The organism is Caballeronia sp. GAWG1-1, from assembly GCF_023631465.1.
Lineage (GTDB): Bacteria > Pseudomonadota > Gammaproteobacteria > Burkholderiales > Burkholderiaceae > Caballeronia.
Genome location: NZ_JALQDB010000037.1, coordinates 94,704 through 109,301, shown reverse-complemented (window position 1 = coordinate 109,301; position 14,598 = coordinate 94,704). Strand labels below are relative to the sequence as shown.

Here is a 14,598-nt window from a genome sequence, read left to right as displayed (position 1 = left end):
TCTTGTTTCGGACTTCGGACAACAGGCTACAGGCCGAGCCGGGTCGGCAGCCACAGAGAAAACGATGGCACCAGAATGAGTACCACGAGCGCGGCGCACAGCACCACCAGATATTTGACCATCGGTTTCGCGACGGCCTTCATTTCCGTGCCGGTGATCGCGCAGGTCGCGAAAAGCCCCAAGCCGACGGGCGGCGCGAACAGACCGAGCCCCATCGCCACGACGATCACTGTGCCGAAGTGCAGCGGGTTGATGCCGAGCTGCGTGGCGATCGGCGTGAGAAGCGGTCCAAAGATGATAAGCGCGGGTGCGCCTTCCAGCACCGCGCCGAAGACGATCATGATGAGCACGGACAGCAGCAGGAACATCGTCGGCCCGTATTGATGCGCGAAGTTGATCATGGCATCGGAGACGAGCGCGGGGATCTGCTCGATGGTGAGCGCGAACGACACGCTCGACGCCGCCGCCACGATGAACAGGATGCTGCTTGCCATCGACGCCGAACGCGCGAACACGCGCGCCACCTTGCGCGGCGTGAGTTCGCGAAACGCGAGCCAGCCGACCACGAGCGCATAGACCACGGCGAACGCCGACACTTCCGTCGATGTCGCGATACCCGAGGTCACGCCCTTGCCGATCATCGCGATCATCACGAGCGCGACGAACGCGCCGCCCATCAGCGGCAGAAACGCACGCGGGTTCTTGAGCGCATCGGCCACGTTGATACGACGCCCGAAGATCACCGCGACGACGGCAAGCGCGAGCGCCAGCACCGCCGCCGGGACCACGCCCGCGAGAAACAGCCCCGCGATGGAAATGTTCGCGACGAAACCCATGATGATCATGTTCACGCACGGCGGAATGGTCTCGGCCATCACCGCGCTGCACGCGAGGAGCGCCGCCGCTTCGTTCGGGTCCTGCTTGCTCTGACGCACGGCCGGCATGACCACGCCGCCGACCGCCGCGATATCCGCGAGCTTCGAGCCGGACACGCCTGAGAAGAACGCCGTCGCCATGATGGTGATGAGACCGAGCCCGCCGCGCACGCGACCGAAAATACGCAGCAGGAGTTCGATCAGCCGCGACGACATGCCGTTGGTTTCCATCAGCAAGCCCGCAAGCACGAAGAACGGAATGGCGAGCAGCACGAAGTGGTCGGCGCCGGCCATCACCTGTTGCGAGTAGACGAGGATCGGCAGGGTCGGCTCGGCGAGAAAATACAGCAGCGCGGAGAACGCGAGCACGAAGCCGATGGGCACGCCGAGCACGAGTCCGCCGACGAAACCGGCCGCGAGCAGAATGCCCGGCTTGATCGCGTGATCGGGCATGAGCGCGTTCCAGCCGAACAGCGCCGCCGCGACCACGACGCAACCGATGAGCGCGCCGAACACCGTCTTGCGCGGCCCGTTCAATGCATTGGCGAGCGCGAACACCGCCATGAACACACTGCCCGCGACGAGCGGATACACGTTGATCCACGCGGGCAGGCCGCTTGGCGTCATCTGGCCGTAGGAATCGACGAGCAAGAGGCACGACGAGAAGCACAGATTGGCCGCCACGGCCGCGATGATCCAGTGCCCGGCCTGAATCAGCGCCGGTTGCCAGCGTGCGGGCAGCGCCGCGCGAAACAGATCGACGCCGACATGCTGACTGCGCGCAAGCACGGTCGCCGCGCCGAAGAAGACCAGCACGATCATCAACGCACGCGCGATCTCCTCGGCCCAATCGACTGGATCGTGCAGAAAGTAGCGATAGATGACGGAGACGAACACGACGATCACATCGGCCGCGAGCACGGCGGCGCAAAGGTATTCGATCCAGCGCATGACGACGGCGAGCGCGCGCGTGAGCGCGGTCTTCTGGCCGAAGCCGGGCGCGGCCGCAAGCTGCGCTTCGGGGCCGGGCGTCGCGGAGAAAGAGGTCATGGCGTTTAGCCTCGTGCGGCGGCGATGGCCGGAAAAAGCGGCGCGGTCGCGGGATACTGTTTCGCGAAATTCGCGTACAACTGCGTCTGCATTTCGTGACGCGCGGTCTCGCGGTCCGCGGGCGACATCGGGAAGAAAGTCATGCCGCGCTGCTTCAGTTCCTGCTCGGCGCGCGCCGCCGTCTGCACGGCTACCGTGCGTTGCTTCGCCGTCGCATCCTGCGCGGCCTTTTGGAAGGCCGGCCGAAGATTCGCGGGAATCTTGTCGAGCGAGCGGCGGCCCATCACGACGACGAGCGGGCTGAACACGTGCTGCGTCTGCCAGCACGACTTCACCACTTCGTCGTATTTGCTCGCGAGCACGGTCGCGCAATCGTGCTCGAAGCCGTCGACTACACCGGTTTGCGCCGCCATGTACAACTCGCCGATGGGAATGGGCGTCGGCACCGCGCCCATCAGCTTGAACGTGTCCATGAAAGCGGGCGTGGGCAGCACGCGCAGTTTCACGCCCTTGATCTCCGCGAGCGAGTGCGCGGGCTTCTTCGTGAACACGTTGCGGCCGCCGAACGAATAGCCCCACGTGATGACCGAGCAACCCGCGCGCTTTTGCAGCAGGCTGTCGAAGCTCTGCCCGACGCTGCCGTCCATCGCGCGGCCGACGTGATCGAAGTTATCGAAGACATAACCCAGGTCGAGCATGCCGAGTTCGGGCAGAACCGTTGCCCAGATGGACGAGCCCGTCACCATCATGTCGACCGCGCCGACCTTCACTTGCTGAACGACGTCGCTTTCCTTGCCGAGCTGATTGTTCGGAAAATAGTCGATGCGGATCTGCTCGCCCACGCTCGCCTTCAGGTTTTCAGCCAGGTACTGATACCAGACGTAATGCGCGGCGTTTTGATTCGCGGGCATCGACGACGAAAGCCGCAGCGCGACCGGCGCCTGCGCGCGTGCGAGCGACGGCAACGCACCGCCCGCCACCGCGAGCGAGGCCGCCGAGGCGGTTTGAAGGAAGCGTCGCCGGGATGTCGATTGCATGTCTTGTCTCCTGAGAGCCGCGGATCGCAGTGCGCTGGTCGCGGCTGTATCGATTTAGTGTATCGATACAGTAAACGGCGGGCGAATCTTCACCCATAGGGGTTATCCCGTTGATTCTGCCGCGCACCGGATGGTTCTCTACGCGTCGACTCGCACAGCGCTAGCCCGCTCGCTGCGTCCGGCAAGCACCCACACCGCCGACGCCACGAGCAACGCACTCACGCCCGCCACACCTAACGCAGCCGCGAACCCGCTCGCGAAACTCGCACGTGCGATCGCGACGACAGCCGCGTTGCCGCCCGCGCCCGCGTGTGCCAGATCGCCCGCAAGCACGCGCGAGAGGAAGGTTTCATCGAACGTGTGCATGAGGACAGGGAAACCGCTCGCATGCAGATCGAGCGCGCTTTTCGTGCGCGCCGCGAGCACCGCGCCGAGCACGCCCACCGACGTGACGATGGCCGTAAAGCGCGTCGTCGTGCTGATACCCGACGCCATGCCCGTGCGATGCGCCGGCACACACGCCATGATCGCCTTCTGCGTGTCGCCGTTGAGGATGCCCGCGCCGAGTCCGGTGACGATCATCGAGACCGCGATGAGCCCGTAATACGACATCGACGCGAACCACGCCGTCAGCAGATTGCCCACGCCGATGGTCGCAAGCCCGAACGTGAGCAGCGCCATTGCAGGCACGCGCTTGCCGAGCGCCGCGCCGAGATGCGGCCCGGCGATCATCGCGAGCGCGAACGGCAACATGCCGACGCCCGCGCGCACCGCGGTCAAGCCGAACGCGTTTTGCAGATAAAGCGGCAGGAACGTCATCATGACTTGCGCGCAGGCCGCGTAGCCGAACATGGCGAGCACGGCGGCGACGAAGCGCGGTTCGCGAAACAGCGAGAGATCGATCATCGGATGCGCGCGCGAGCGTTGCACGCGCACGAACACGACCAGGAGCGCCGCGCACGCGGCAAGGCGCGCTTCGGTGCGCCAGCTCGTCCAGCCATCGGCCTGACCGCCGATCAGCGCCCAGATGCCGAGCGAAAGCGACGCGGCAAAGATCGCGCTGCCGAGCAGGTCGAGCGATCCCGCATGCGGATTACGCGACTCGCGCATGCCGCGCCACGCGCACCAGGCGAGCAGCGCGCAGATCGGCAGGTTCATGAGGAAGATCCAACGCCAGCCGAACCATTGCGTGATCGCGCCGCCGACGAGTGGCGCGACGGTCGTCGAAATACCCATGCAGGTGCCCCAGATCGCCCATGCACGAGCGCGCGCCGCGCCTTCGTGGAAGGTGTTGGCGATGATCGCGAGCGCGGACGTGAGCAGCATTGCCGCGCCGACGCCCTTCGCCGCGCGCGCCAGATTCAGCGCGAACGCGGAAGGCGCGAGGCCGCAGCCGAGCGAGGCCAGCGCGAACGCCGCGAGCCCGGCGATCAGCATCTTCTTTCTGCCGATGCGGTCGGCGAGCGCGCCCGCCGGCAGCAGACACGCGGCGAACGCGACCATGTAGGCGCTCACGACCCATTCGACATCGGCGAAACCGGCGTGGAAATCGCGCGCGATGGATGGCAGCGCCACGGCGACGACGTTGGTATCGAGCGTGATCAGCGCGCAAGTCGCCGATGCGGTGAGAAGCACGAAGCGCGCGGCGGACCGGTTCGGCGAGACATCGGCGGTGTCGGACATGGCGGGCGAATGTTGACGATGAAGCTATCGATGCTAGTGAGATCGCTCTTGTCTGTCATTGACATAAAATCGCTTAATTATTGATGTATTCGACAATACGAAGCGAGGCTCTCATGCCAGTGGAATTGCGCCATGTGCGCTGCTTTTTGAGCGTCGCGCGGCATCTGCATTTCACGCGTGCCGCCGATGAACTCGGCATTGCGCCGCCCGCGCTCACGCGACGAATTCAGGAAGCGGAGCGGCTCCTTGGCGTGCGGCTTTTTCAGCGCACGAAGCGCTCGGTGGCGCTGACCGCGGCGGGCGAGGCGTATCTCGTCGAGGCATCGAGCGCGCTCGATCATCTCGCGCGCGGGGCCGAGCGCGCGGCGCTGGCCGAGCGCGGCGAGCTGGGCAGGATCGTGATCGGCTACGTCGGTTCGGCGGTTTATTCGGGCGTGCTGCAGACACACGTGCGCGGCTTTCGTGCGCGCTATCCGCAGGTTGCCATCGGTATCCGCGAGATCGTCATGCGCGAGGCGGGCGCGCTGCTCATCGACGGTCATATCGATATCGCTTACGTGCGGCCGCCCGTGCCGTATCCGGATGGCGTCGAGGTGCGCACGGTGCGTCGCGATGCGTTCATCGTCGCGCTGCCGGCCGATTCTCCGCTGACGGAAACGGAAACCATCACGCCCGCGCAACTGCGTGGTCAGTCGTTCGTGTTGCCGGAGCAGGAGTCCGGCACGCTCGAGGTTGGAAGACGCGGGCGCTTCGAGCCGCACATCGCCGGACAGCCGGGCACGCTGTCGGATGTGCTCGCGCATGTGTCGCTCGGCGGCGATGTGGCGGTCGTGCCACGATCGCTCGCGCAATGCGTGACGGTGCCGGGCGTTGAGTATCGCGAGATCGCGGGAAAGCCGGTGCCTTCGGAAGTCGCGGTGGTGTATCGGCGGTTCGAGAAAGGGGCGGCGGTGAAGGGGTTTTTGGAAATGGCTTCGAAGGCGTGAAGCGCATTTCCGGTTGCGTTGTTGGCTTTGCTTGGATGATCGATACATAAATGGGATTGGCCGATCGGGGTAGTTTTCTGATCAGGCGTCAAGATCGAAAACTGGCTCGACGGTCCCGCTTGAGATCCGCGTCCTGACGCAAGAGCCTTGCGGCCTCACACTGTCCTAACTCTTCGCGCCCAGACTTCCCCTCACACGCTGCATGACAGGAGGGGAAAATGAAGATCGAACCGACACCCATCGCAGGCGCATCGCTCGTCGACATCGACATCGACATCGGGCGCGACGCACCCGTGATCGATACCGCGCCCACCTTGCCCGACACGCAAGCGACGGCCATGTCTTACGAAGCGCTGCTGCCCTATCTGCTGTTGCCGATCGCAGGCGCTTACTAAGCGAACAAGCCATGTTCGAACGTGACGGCGTCACTTACGAGTTTCACCACGTCTGCATTCCGATCGCATCGCCATGAAGCCGTCGTAAAGACGCTGAACGAGGAAGACTCGGCGCGCCGCACGGTCGTGCATCGCGCTTGACCTGTGCTTTTTCAGCGCCTATACAGGACGTTCACCGCGCGCATCGCACGATGCCGCCTCGATCGAGACCGGAGTCCAGAGTGACGATAACCACAAGATTCAAGCCGCCAGTCCCGCTGACTTTCACATTGCCGCTCGCCCTGAGTCTCGCGCTCGCGGCCTGCGCAACCGACTCTTCCGCTCCGCCACCGCCCGGCACCGTCACGACGACGCTGCCATCGGGCGGCGTCTACAAAGGGACAATCGACAACGGTCAGGCCGATGCCACGCTGCTCGTGCTCTTCGATGGCTCGGCGTATCTCTTCTACGGCACTCCGAACGACACGCGCGGCACGAACCTGTCGGGCGTCGCCATCGCCGCGGGCGGCACGCAGACGAGCGACGGCAAGTTCGCGAGCACCTCGGCGTTCGACTATCGCGTGGGCCGGGCGCCCGCCACCGCCGCCAACTTCAGCGCAAACTTCGCGCAAGCGCCGGCCGTAAGCGGCACGGTCGCAAGCAAAAACGGCGGCGCGGGCCTCGCCTTCAACGTGAACGCCGCGCCGATGCTCGACACCGGACCGAGCCTCGCCAACGCGGGCGGTCTTTACAGCGGCCGCGGAATGTCGCTCGGAGGCGCGACGACCACGCGCATCACCGTCGCCGCCGATGGCTACGCCGCCGGCACGACGAGCGCCGGTTGCATCTTCAAGGGAACGGTGGCGCCGCGTCCCGGCGCGAACGCCTACGACGTCTCGGTGACGTTCGGCCCCGCGCCCTGCCCGCTGCCCGACGCGACCGTCAAGGGCGCCGCCGTGCTCGACGGCCCGCGCCTGCTGGTCGCGCTGCCGAGCCCCGACCGTGCCAACGTCTTTCTCTTCGATGGCAGGAAATAGCTGCCGACGCTTTTTATCAGCGCGTGAAAAAAGCCGGCTCGCTGCTTGCAGCGGGCGATTCGTATTCTAAGATTGTTGCTACCGTAGGCAGCGGCGTCGTGATACGCGTGCTTGGTCGAGGTGCGCGTGACGCCGTCTCCTTCGGCGAGAGTCATCAGTCGTGTTGTTCAGTGAGGTTCAATAAGCCGTAACAACAAGGAGACAACCAGATGAACGCAACGCTCAAGCTTTTGCCGTTGGCGGTCGGCGCCATGCTCGCCTGCCTGCCGTATGCGAACGCCGCGCAAGACAATCTCAATTCGCTGTCCAACTTCAAGCAGACCGGCACGAGTCAGGCCGAAAAGGTGCCGCAAGGCGGCCAGACCGCCGACGCGCTGCGCGAAAATCTCAAGCAAATCAAACTGCCGCCAGGCTTCAAGATCGACCTGTATGCAATCGTGCCGGAAGCGCGGCACATGGCTATCGAGCCTTCGACGGGCGTGGTGTTCGTCGGCACGCGCAAGAATCGCGTATGGCAGGTGACGGATCGAACCAAAAGGCGCGTCGCGGATGACGTCGTTCAATTCGCCTCGTCGGTCACGTTCAAGGTGCCGAACGGCGTCTGCTTCTCGCCGGATGGCGTGCTTTACGTGGTCGAGCAGAATCGCGTGCTCGGTTTCCCGGCGGCCCAGTTCTTCGGCGACGGCGGGCCGGACGTGGCCGCGGCGGTCGTCGTGCCGCAAGGCAAGCTGATCCCGGCGACGTTCGAGAGCTTCAATCACGGCGCGCGCGCGTGCCGTATCGGGCCTGACAAGAAGCTATACATCGCGCTCGGCCAGCCGTGGAACGTGCCGCCGAAAGACAAACTCGCCGATATCGACAAGAACGGGCTCGCGGGCATCATCCGTCTGGATCAAGACGGCAAGAACCGCGAAACCTACGCGCACGGCGTGCGTAATTCGGTCGGCCTCGACTTCAATCCGAAGGACAAGACGCTCTGGTTCACCGACAACCAGGTCGACGGCATGGGCGACGACATTCCTCCGGGCGAACTGAACCGCGCGACCAAGGCGGGCGAGAACTTCGGCTTCCCGTGGTACGGCGGCGGCAAGGTGCGGACCGTCGACTACAAGGATCAGAATCCGCCGGCGAACCTGGTGTATCCGCAAGTCGAATTCGCGGCGCACGCGGCCGACCTCGGCATGTCGTTCTATAACGCGAAGACGTTCCCGGACAAGTACCAGGGCGGCATCTTCGTCGCGGAACACGGTTCGTGGAATCGCACGAAGCCCATCGGCGCACGCATCATGTACGTGCCCGTCAAGGACGACGGCACGGCGGGCGAACCGGAAGTCTTCGCGGATGGCTGGCTCACTTCGAGCGGCGAGTACATGGGACGCCCGGTCGATGTCCAGGTATTGCAGGACGGCTCGCTGCTGGTATCCGACGACTATGCCGGCGCCATCTATCGTATTTCGTATTCGGGGTCGAAGTGATGCGGCCGGCGCAGACAGCCGTGGTGGCAAGCCTGATGCTGGCGGTATCCAGCGTCGCGCTCGCAGCGGGCGATATCAAGGCGGGGCGTGCGAAGGCGGCACAGTGTCAGGCGTGCCACGGGCTCGACGGCATGTCGAAGCTGCCGGAAGCGCCCAACCTCGCGGGGCAGACGGAGGAGTATCTCGTGAAGGCGCTGACCGACTTTCACACGGGCGCGCGCCAGAACGAAATGATGTCGATGGTCGCGAAACCCTTGTCCGAGGCGGATATCGCCAATCTCGCGGCGTACTACCACAGTCTCGGCAAGCAATGACCGAGGCAGACTTGCTTGACGATGCCCTTCCCCAGCGCAAATTTTTTGGTTTGGCGCTTGACTTCGATGGGTAAGGGTTTATACTAAGCCTTGTCTCCTCCATGTCTCAACCGATATGGATTCAAGCCCGCTCAATGCAGCGGGCTTTTTTTTCGCCCGCTTGCGGCGCTTACGCACGTCTCACCGCCGAAGCGCACCCCCGCGCGCCTCGTTCCCCGCATTGACTGTTGGTCTCCCCTGCGCTTTTCCGCGCGGTGAATTTTCGTTCGTATCGAACATCGAACCTATTGGCCCCGCTCGCCTGGACGCCTTCGCGTCTCATCGTATGTGGTCTCCCCAGCGCTCCCCGCGCGCCGGTTGGGGTTTTCGTTTCCAGGGCGCCCCCGGCCCTGGTTGTCCACAGATCTTCTGCACAAGCCTGTGGATATCGTTATGGAAATCAGTGCAACGTGTTGATTCGAAACCGCTAACCGGGAGCGCCTTTGCATCGTGCGGCGCGCCTCGATTAGTGTCAGTCTGCGTCTGTCACGCACGACGCCAGCATCGTCGTCATGCGATTCAATTCGCTGCTGAAGAAAGTGTGCGGCGCGGTCGCTACGCTGAGTTCGTCGGCGGCCGAGCGCGGCATCGCCAATACGATCGTGCCCGTTGCCACGAGCGCGACGATCATCGATAAGAGCCAGGAGAAGACGTACATCGCCAGTTACCTCGTCTGTCTGATTTGCGCTCGCAAACGTGAGCGCCTGATGAGCAGATTAAGGTTCGATGGCGTTCTGCACAGCCCCGCGGATGGGGGGACGTGAAGGAGGGACGACGTGCGCCCGCCTTCACGCGTCGAGCCGGAAGGCTGTTAGCGCGAGCCGAACGGCCGCATATCCGGCGATGGATCGGGCGACACGCCCTGCGCGACAGCCGCGTCGCTTTGCGCGCGCATGGCTCGCTGGAAACCATCGCGTTCGCGCAATCGGGACCAATAGCGCGCGATCGGCTCCGCGAAGCGTTCGTGCAAACCGATATGCTCCGCGAGCATCAACGCATAACCAACCGAGATATCCGCGGCCGTGAACCGCCCCGCGCACAAAAAAGCCTCGCGCTCCAGCAGCGGCACGAGCGTGCGCAGACGCGCATGAAACCACTTCGCGTAATCCTCGGCGACTTGCGGCTGCCGGCGCTCGGGCGGCTCCAGATGCGTGTAACGCAAGACGAGCGTCTGTGGAAACGTGAGCGTCGCCTCGCCGAAGTGCAGGAAGTTGAGATAGCGGCCGAAGTCCGCTTCGTGCGAAGCGACATCAAGGGCGCCGGGCGAATAACGCGCCGCAAGATACTGACAAATCGCGGCCGATTCGGTCATGAAAAGCGCGTCGTCATTGAAGGCCGGAATCGTACCGAGCGGGTTCACTTGCATGAACTCGCGCGCCACCACACGCGGCGGAAACGGCAGCATCTTCAGTTGGTACGGCACGCCGATTTCCTCGAGCGCCCAAAGCGGCCGGAACGACCGCGCGCTCACGCAATGATGCAGCGTGATCATCGCGTCACCCGAGCCATGACGGCTTGCGCTTTTCGAGGAAGCTCTGCACGCCCTCGCGCCCTTCGTCCGATGCCCGAATGCGCGCGATGCGTTCGGCCGTATCGGAGATCAACGAATCGTCGATGACCTTGCCCGCGAGTTCCGACACCAGCCGCTTGCACTCGCCCACGGCGTTCGGGCTGTTGGACGCGATGCCGTTCGCCATTGCATCGACGGTTCGGTCGAGCTCGCCGCTCGTCGTCAGTTGATGCACGAAGCCGATACGCAGCGCTTCCGTCGCATCGAAACGCTCGGCCGTCACGAAGTAGCGATGCGCGGCGCGCGCGCCCATCGCGCGAATGACGTAAGGCGCGATGGTCGCGGGCATGAGCCCGAGCTTCGCCTCCGATAGGCAGAAGTTCGCGCTGTCCACGCTCACCGCGATATCGCACGCGGCGACGAGGCCCATGCCGCCCGCGTAGGCATCGCCCTGCACGCTGGCGATCACCGGCTTCGCGCTCGTGTAGATGGTGTTGAGCATGGTCGCAAGCCCGAGCGCGTCCGCGCGGTTTTCCGCCTCCGAATATCCGGCCATGCGCTTCATATAGTTGAGGTCGGCGCCCGCGCAAAAGGCCGGGCCGTTCGCCGCGAGCACGATGACGCGCACGCTCGTGTCGTCGTTGAGCGCGCGAAAGGCGGCAGTCAGTTCGACGATGGTCGCGTCGTCGAAGGCGTTGCGTACATCGGCGCGATCCAGCGTCACGCGGGCGACGTGTCCCGTCACCGAGAGCTTGATGCGTTGCAGATTCATGGCGTCGGACATGCCCTTGTCTCCTTAAGCTTGCCGCCGAAAGTTGAGCCGTGCTCAGTTCCAGGCGGATCATTTGCAAAGTTTCGGCGAACATCGCGGCGGCGGTCAATCGATTTTCATGAGTCTCACTCACACGAAATCATCCGAGGAGACCCATACTCGTCATGTGACGCAGCGAGCATGCCCGAACGCAATATAGTCGTATATATTACGGTGCTCGCCGGATTGCATGACCGCGCGAAGATCCAAGACCAGCAGCGCGCAATCCGGTGCAGCCAATAAAACAGAACCCAAGGAGCTTTACGTGAAGACTCGTTTGTTGCGCACTTTGCTTTCGTTGGCGGTGGGCTTCGCCGCTTCGTCGGCGTTTGCAGGCGAAGTGCAGATCGCCGTGGCGGCCAATTTCACGGCGCCCGTGCAGGCCATTGCAGCGGACTTCGAAAAGGATACCGGCAACAAGGTCGTCGCTTCGTTCGGCGCGACGGGTCAGTTCTATGCGCAGATCAAGAACGGCGCGCCCTTCGAAGTATTCCTCGCCGCCGACGACACCACGCCCGCCAAGCTCGAAAGCGAAGGCATGACGGTGCCGGGAAGCCGCTTCACTTACGCGACCGGGGCGCTCGCGTTGTGGTCGGCGAAGGAAGGTTACGTCGACGACAAAGGCGAAGTGCTGAAGAAGAACCAGTTCACGCATCTGGCGATCGCCAATCCAAAAGCCGCGCCGTACGGACTTGCCGCCACGCAGACGCTCGACAAGCTCGGGCTCACGCAGGCGGTGGCATCGAAGATCGTCGAAGGGCAGAGCATCTCGCAAGCGCAGCAGTTCATCGCGACGGGCAATGCCGAACTCGGCTTCGTCGCGCTCTCGCAGATCTACAAGAACGGCAAGATCACGAGCGGTTCGGCGTGGATCGTGCCGGAATCGCTGCACGAGCCGATCAAGCAAGACGCGGTCATTCTCAACAAGGGCAAGGGCAATCCGGTCGCGAAGCAGTTCGAGGATTACCTCAAGGGACCGAAGGCTGCCGAGGTGATCCGCTCGTTCGGCTATCAGCTCTGATTGTTCGCGATGCCGCTCGATAGCGCCGATCTCCAGGCCATCACGCTGACGCTCGAACTGGCGTCGCTGGCGACGGCGCTTCTGCTCGTCATCGGCACGCCTGTCGCGTGGTGGCTATCGCGCACGCGCTCGCGGGCGAAGGGTGTCGTCGGCGCGGTGGTGGCGTTGCCGCTCGTGCTGCCGCCTACCGTCATCGGCTTTTATCTGCTCGTGCTGATGGGGCCGAACGGTTACATCGGCAAGCTCACGCAGGCGTCGGGCATCGGCCTCTTGCCCTTCACGTTCGCGGGGCTCGTAATCGGCTCGGTCATCTATTCGATGCCGTTCGTCGTGCAGCCACTGCAGAACGCGTTCGAAGCCATCGGCAGCCGTCCGCTCGAAGCCGCCGCGACCTTGCGCGCGGGACCGTGGGACACGTTCTTCACTGTCGTGTTGCCGCTTGCGCGGCCGGGCATCATCACGGCGACGATCCTCGGTTTTGCGCACACGGTCGGCGAATTCGGCGTCGTGCTGATGATAGGCGGCAATATTCCCGGGCGCACGCGCGTGGTTTCCGTGCAGATCTTCGATCACGTCGAAGCGCTCGAATACGCGCAGGCGCACTGGCTCGCGGGCGGCATGGTGCTGTTCTCGTTCATCGTGCTGTTGCTGCTCTATTCGAGCCGTCGATCGGCGGCGGTGCATGCCTGAAATCTCGTCAACCGGTCAGGCCATCGAGGCGCGCTTTCTCGTCGAACAAGGCCGCTTCACGCTCGATGTCGATCTGCGCTTGCCGGGACGCGGCGTGACCGCGCTCTTCGGCCATTCGGGTTCCGGCAAGACCACGCTGCTGCGCTGTCTCGCGGGACTCGCACGGCCGCGCGCGGGAAGGCTCGTCGTCAATGGCGAACTGTGGCTCGATACCGACCGCAACGTTTTTCTGCCGACGCACAAGCGTCCGCTCGGCTACGTTTTTCAGGAAGCCAGTCTTTTCGCGCACTTGAGCGTGCGCAAGAATCTTCGCTATGGGCTCGATCGCGTGGCGGGAAGCGAGCGACGCGTCGACCTGGAACAGGCGGCGGAACTGCTTGGCATCGGGCATCTGCTGGAGCGCTATCCGGGCGGATTGTCGGGCGGCGAACGCCAGCGCGTGGGCATTGCGCGGGCGCTGTTGACGAGTCCGCGTCTCTTGCTTCTCGACGAACCGCTCGCCGCGCTCGATCAAAAGCGCAAGCTCGAAATCCTGCCGTATCTCGAACGTCTGCACGACGAACTCGATATTCCCGTGCTGTACGTGACCCACGCGCCCGAGGAAGTCGCGCGCCTCGCGGATCACCTCGTTCTGCTCGAAGCCGGCCGCGCGCTGGCGAGCGGCGCAATTGCCGATACGCTCGCGCGGCTCGATCTGCCGCTCGCGCTCGCCGACGATGCATCGGTGGTGCTGGAAGGCATCGTCGCCGATCACGATGCGCGTTATGGTTTGCTGTTGCTCGCGCTGCCGGGCGGCCGCGCCTCGCTCACCGTCGTGCATGCGCCAGTCGAACGAGGCCGCGCGATGCGTGTCGCCGTGAAAGCGCGCGACGTAAGCCTGATCGCCGGCAATGAACCGCACACGTCGAGCAGCGTTCTCAATCTGCTGCCCGCAGTCGTGTCCGACATCGCCGACGATGCCGACCCCGCGCAAGTCGTCGTGCGCCTCGACGTGGACGGCTCGCCGCTCCTCGCGCGCATCACGCGTTATTCGCTGGACCGGCTAGGGATTATCGCGGGCGTGCGGGTCTGGGCGCAGGTAAAGGCCGTCTCGCTGCTCGCCTGATCGCGGCGCTCTTTTAGCGCGGCGTATTGCAGCAGCATGATGGTCTTGCCGTCGGCGATTTCTCCGCTGTCGATCATGGCCAGCGCTTTCTCCAACGGCACCTCGATCACTTCGATTTCCTCGCCTTCGTCCTCCACGCCGCCGCCGTCACTGACGCGCATGGAGCCGTCGTATTCGCCGAGATAAAAGTAGAGTTTCTCCGTCACCGATCCGGGGCTCATGAACGCCTCGAAGATCTTTTCGACGTGCTGCACGCGATACCCGGTTTCCTCCTCGACTTCGGCGCGGATGCGTTCTTCCGGCGTCGAGTTGTCGAGCAGGCCACCGGGCGCTTCGATCAACATGCCGTCGTGGCCGTTGACGAAAGCCGGCATGCGAAATTGGCGCGTCAGGAGCACGTGGCCGTTATGCCGGTTACGCAGCAAGATGGTCGCGCCGTTGCCGCGATCGTAGGTCTCACGGCTCTGGCGCTGCCACGTGCCGTCGCGGCGCAGAAAGTCGAAAGTCACCTTTCTCAGCACGTACCAGTCGTCGGATAAAACAGCGGTATCGAGCACGCGTATTCGTTCCTTGGTCTCAGTCATTGCAGTC

15 protein-coding genes are annotated in these 14,598 nt (G+C 64.0%); 8 read left to right on the top strand and 7 right to left on the bottom strand.

Going from position 1 to position 14,598, the window contains the following annotated elements:
- Positions 1-26 precede the first annotated feature (26 nt).
- The 3 genes from NCT03_RS25620 to NCT03_RS25610 all read right to left on the bottom strand — a co-directional run bounded on the left by NCT03_RS25620 (position 27) and on the right by NCT03_RS25610 (position 4,645).
- Positions 27-1,925 carry a TRAP transporter large permease gene (locus tag NCT03_RS25620; protein ID WP_250494400.1) on the bottom strand — a complete coding sequence of 633 codons (1,899 nt, stop codon included), beginning with the start codon at positions 1,923-1,925 and terminating at the stop codon, positions 27-29.
- A gap of 5 nt (positions 1,926-1,930) precedes the next feature.
- On the bottom strand, positions 1,931-2,962 hold the full coding sequence (locus tag NCT03_RS25615; RefSeq protein WP_250469012.1) for a TRAP transporter substrate-binding protein: 1,032 nt from the start codon (positions 2,960-2,962) through the stop codon (positions 1,931-1,933).
- Between the two features lie 138 nt (positions 2,963-3,100).
- Entirely contained in the window at positions 3,101-4,645 is a 1,545-nt protein-coding gene (locus tag NCT03_RS25610) for an MFS transporter (protein ID WP_250494399.1), read from the bottom strand.
- 113 nt (positions 4,646-4,758) lie between these two features.
- Between NCT03_RS25610 and NCT03_RS25605 the strand changes: the two genes are divergently transcribed.
- The 5 genes from NCT03_RS25605 (at position 4,759) to NCT03_RS25585 (ending at position 8,831) form a co-directional block, all read left to right on the top strand.
- Positions 4,759-5,631: a LysR substrate-binding domain-containing protein gene (locus NCT03_RS25605; RefSeq protein ID WP_244829846.1), complete on the top strand. Its 873-nt coding sequence runs from the start codon at positions 4,759-4,761 to the stop codon at positions 5,629-5,631.
- A gap of 218 nt (positions 5,632-5,849) precedes the next feature.
- Positions 5,850-6,026 carry a hypothetical protein gene (locus tag NCT03_RS25600; protein ID WP_250494398.1) on the top strand — a complete coding sequence of 59 codons (177 nt, stop codon included), beginning with the start codon at positions 5,850-5,852 and terminating at the stop codon, positions 6,024-6,026.
- A 221-nt stretch (positions 6,027-6,247) separates the two neighbouring features.
- Complete coding sequence (locus NCT03_RS25595; RefSeq protein WP_250494397.1) at positions 6,248-7,042, top strand: hypothetical protein; 795 nt, start codon at positions 6,248-6,250, stop codon at positions 7,040-7,042.
- Between the two features lie 209 nt (positions 7,043-7,251).
- Positions 7,252-8,517 (top strand): PQQ-dependent sugar dehydrogenase, encoded by a 1,266-nt coding sequence (locus NCT03_RS25590; RefSeq protein ID WP_244829851.1) that lies wholly within the window; start codon positions 7,252-7,254, stop codon positions 8,515-8,517.
- Between the two features lie 20 nt (positions 8,518-8,537).
- The gene (locus tag NCT03_RS25585; protein ID WP_350030047.1) at positions 8,538-8,831 is read left to right on the top strand and encodes a c-type cytochrome; all 294 of its coding nucleotides are present in this window, start codon (positions 8,538-8,540) and stop codon (positions 8,829-8,831) included.
- A 511-nt stretch (positions 8,832-9,342) separates the two neighbouring features.
- Here the strand turns inward: NCT03_RS25585 and NCT03_RS25580 are convergent.
- From NCT03_RS25580 to NCT03_RS25570, 3 genes are all read right to left on the bottom strand, one after another.
- Complete coding sequence (locus tag NCT03_RS25580; protein WP_250494396.1) at positions 9,343-9,528, bottom strand: hypothetical protein; 186 nt, start codon at positions 9,526-9,528, stop codon at positions 9,343-9,345.
- A 153-nt stretch (positions 9,529-9,681) separates the two neighbouring features.
- The gene (locus tag NCT03_RS25575) at positions 9,682-10,362 is read right to left on the bottom strand and encodes a glutathione S-transferase family protein (protein ID WP_250494395.1); all 681 of its coding nucleotides are present in this window, start codon (positions 10,360-10,362) and stop codon (positions 9,682-9,684) included.
- A 4-nt stretch (positions 10,363-10,366) separates the two neighbouring features.
- The gene (locus NCT03_RS25570) at positions 10,367-11,152 is read right to left on the bottom strand and encodes an enoyl-CoA hydratase/isomerase family protein (RefSeq protein WP_502800428.1); all 786 of its coding nucleotides are present in this window, start codon (positions 11,150-11,152) and stop codon (positions 10,367-10,369) included.
- Between the two features lie 304 nt (positions 11,153-11,456).
- Here NCT03_RS25570 and modA point away from each other — a divergent pair, with 304 nt between their 5' ends.
- Genes modA through modC form a run of 3 tightly spaced genes read left to right on the top strand, consistent with a single transcriptional unit; the run spans position 11,457 to position 14,007 of the window.
- Positions 11,457-12,212, top strand: coding sequence for a molybdate ABC transporter substrate-binding protein (gene modA / locus NCT03_RS25565; RefSeq protein ID WP_250494393.1), 756 nt, complete (start codon positions 11,457-11,459; stop codon positions 12,210-12,212).
- A gap of 9 nt (positions 12,213-12,221) precedes the next feature.
- Complete coding sequence (gene modB / locus NCT03_RS25560; protein ID WP_250468986.1) at positions 12,222-12,902, top strand: molybdate ABC transporter permease subunit; 681 nt, start codon at positions 12,222-12,224, stop codon at positions 12,900-12,902.
- Positions 12,895-14,007: a molybdenum ABC transporter ATP-binding protein gene (gene modC, locus NCT03_RS25555; RefSeq protein ID WP_250494392.1), complete on the top strand. Its 1,113-nt coding sequence runs from the start codon at positions 12,895-12,897 to the stop codon at positions 14,005-14,007. The genes modB and modC overlap by 8 nt, the downstream gene beginning before the upstream one ends.
- Here modC and NCT03_RS25550 read toward each other — a convergent pair.
- Positions 13,929-14,591 carry an NUDIX domain-containing protein gene (locus NCT03_RS25550; RefSeq protein WP_250494391.1) on the bottom strand — a complete coding sequence of 221 codons (663 nt, stop codon included), beginning with the start codon at positions 14,589-14,591 and terminating at the stop codon, positions 13,929-13,931. The genes modC and NCT03_RS25550 overlap by 79 nt on opposite strands.
- Between the last annotated feature and the right edge of the window lie 7 nt (positions 14,592-14,598).

Excerpts from the sequence above, each read along its gene's own strand:
- NCT03_RS25620 (WP_250494400.1), bottom strand. The coding sequence starts at position 1,925 with ATGACCTCTTTCTCCGCGACGCCCGGCCCCGAAGCGCAGCTTGCGGCC.
- NCT03_RS25615 (WP_250469012.1), bottom strand. The coding sequence starts at position 2,962 with ATGCAATCGACATCCCGGCGACGCTTCCTTCAAACCGCCTCGGCGGCC.
- NCT03_RS25610 (WP_250494399.1), bottom strand. The coding sequence starts at position 4,645 with ATGTCCGACACCGCCGATGTCTCGCCGAACCGGTCCGCCGCGCGCTTC.
- NCT03_RS25605 (WP_244829846.1), top strand. The coding sequence starts at position 4,759 with ATGCCAGTGGAATTGCGCCATGTGCGCTGCTTTTTGAGCGTCGCGCGG.
- NCT03_RS25600 (WP_250494398.1), top strand. The coding sequence starts at position 5,850 with ATGAAGATCGAACCGACACCCATCGCAGGCGCATCGCTCGTCGACATC.
- NCT03_RS25590 (WP_244829851.1), top strand. The coding sequence starts at position 7,252 with ATGAACGCAACGCTCAAGCTTTTGCCGTTGGCGGTCGGCGCCATGCTC.
- NCT03_RS25580 (WP_250494396.1), bottom strand. The coding sequence starts at position 9,528 with ATGTACGTCTTCTCCTGGCTCTTATCGATGATCGTCGCGCTCGTGGCA.
- NCT03_RS25575 (WP_250494395.1), bottom strand. The coding sequence starts at position 10,362 with ATGATCACGCTGCATCATTGCGTGAGCGCGCGGTCGTTCCGGCCGCTT.
- NCT03_RS25570 (WP_502800428.1), bottom strand. The coding sequence starts at position 11,152 with ATGAATCTGCAACGCATCAAGCTCTCGGTGACGGGACACGTCGCCCGC.
- modB (WP_250468986.1), top strand. The coding sequence starts at position 12,222 with ATGCCGCTCGATAGCGCCGATCTCCAGGCCATCACGCTGACGCTCGAA.
- modC (WP_250494392.1), top strand. The coding sequence starts at position 12,895 with ATGCCTGAAATCTCGTCAACCGGTCAGGCCATCGAGGCGCGCTTTCTC.
- NCT03_RS25550 (WP_250494391.1), bottom strand. The coding sequence starts at position 14,591 with ATGACTGAGACCAAGGAACGAATACGCGTGCTCGATACCGCTGTTTTA.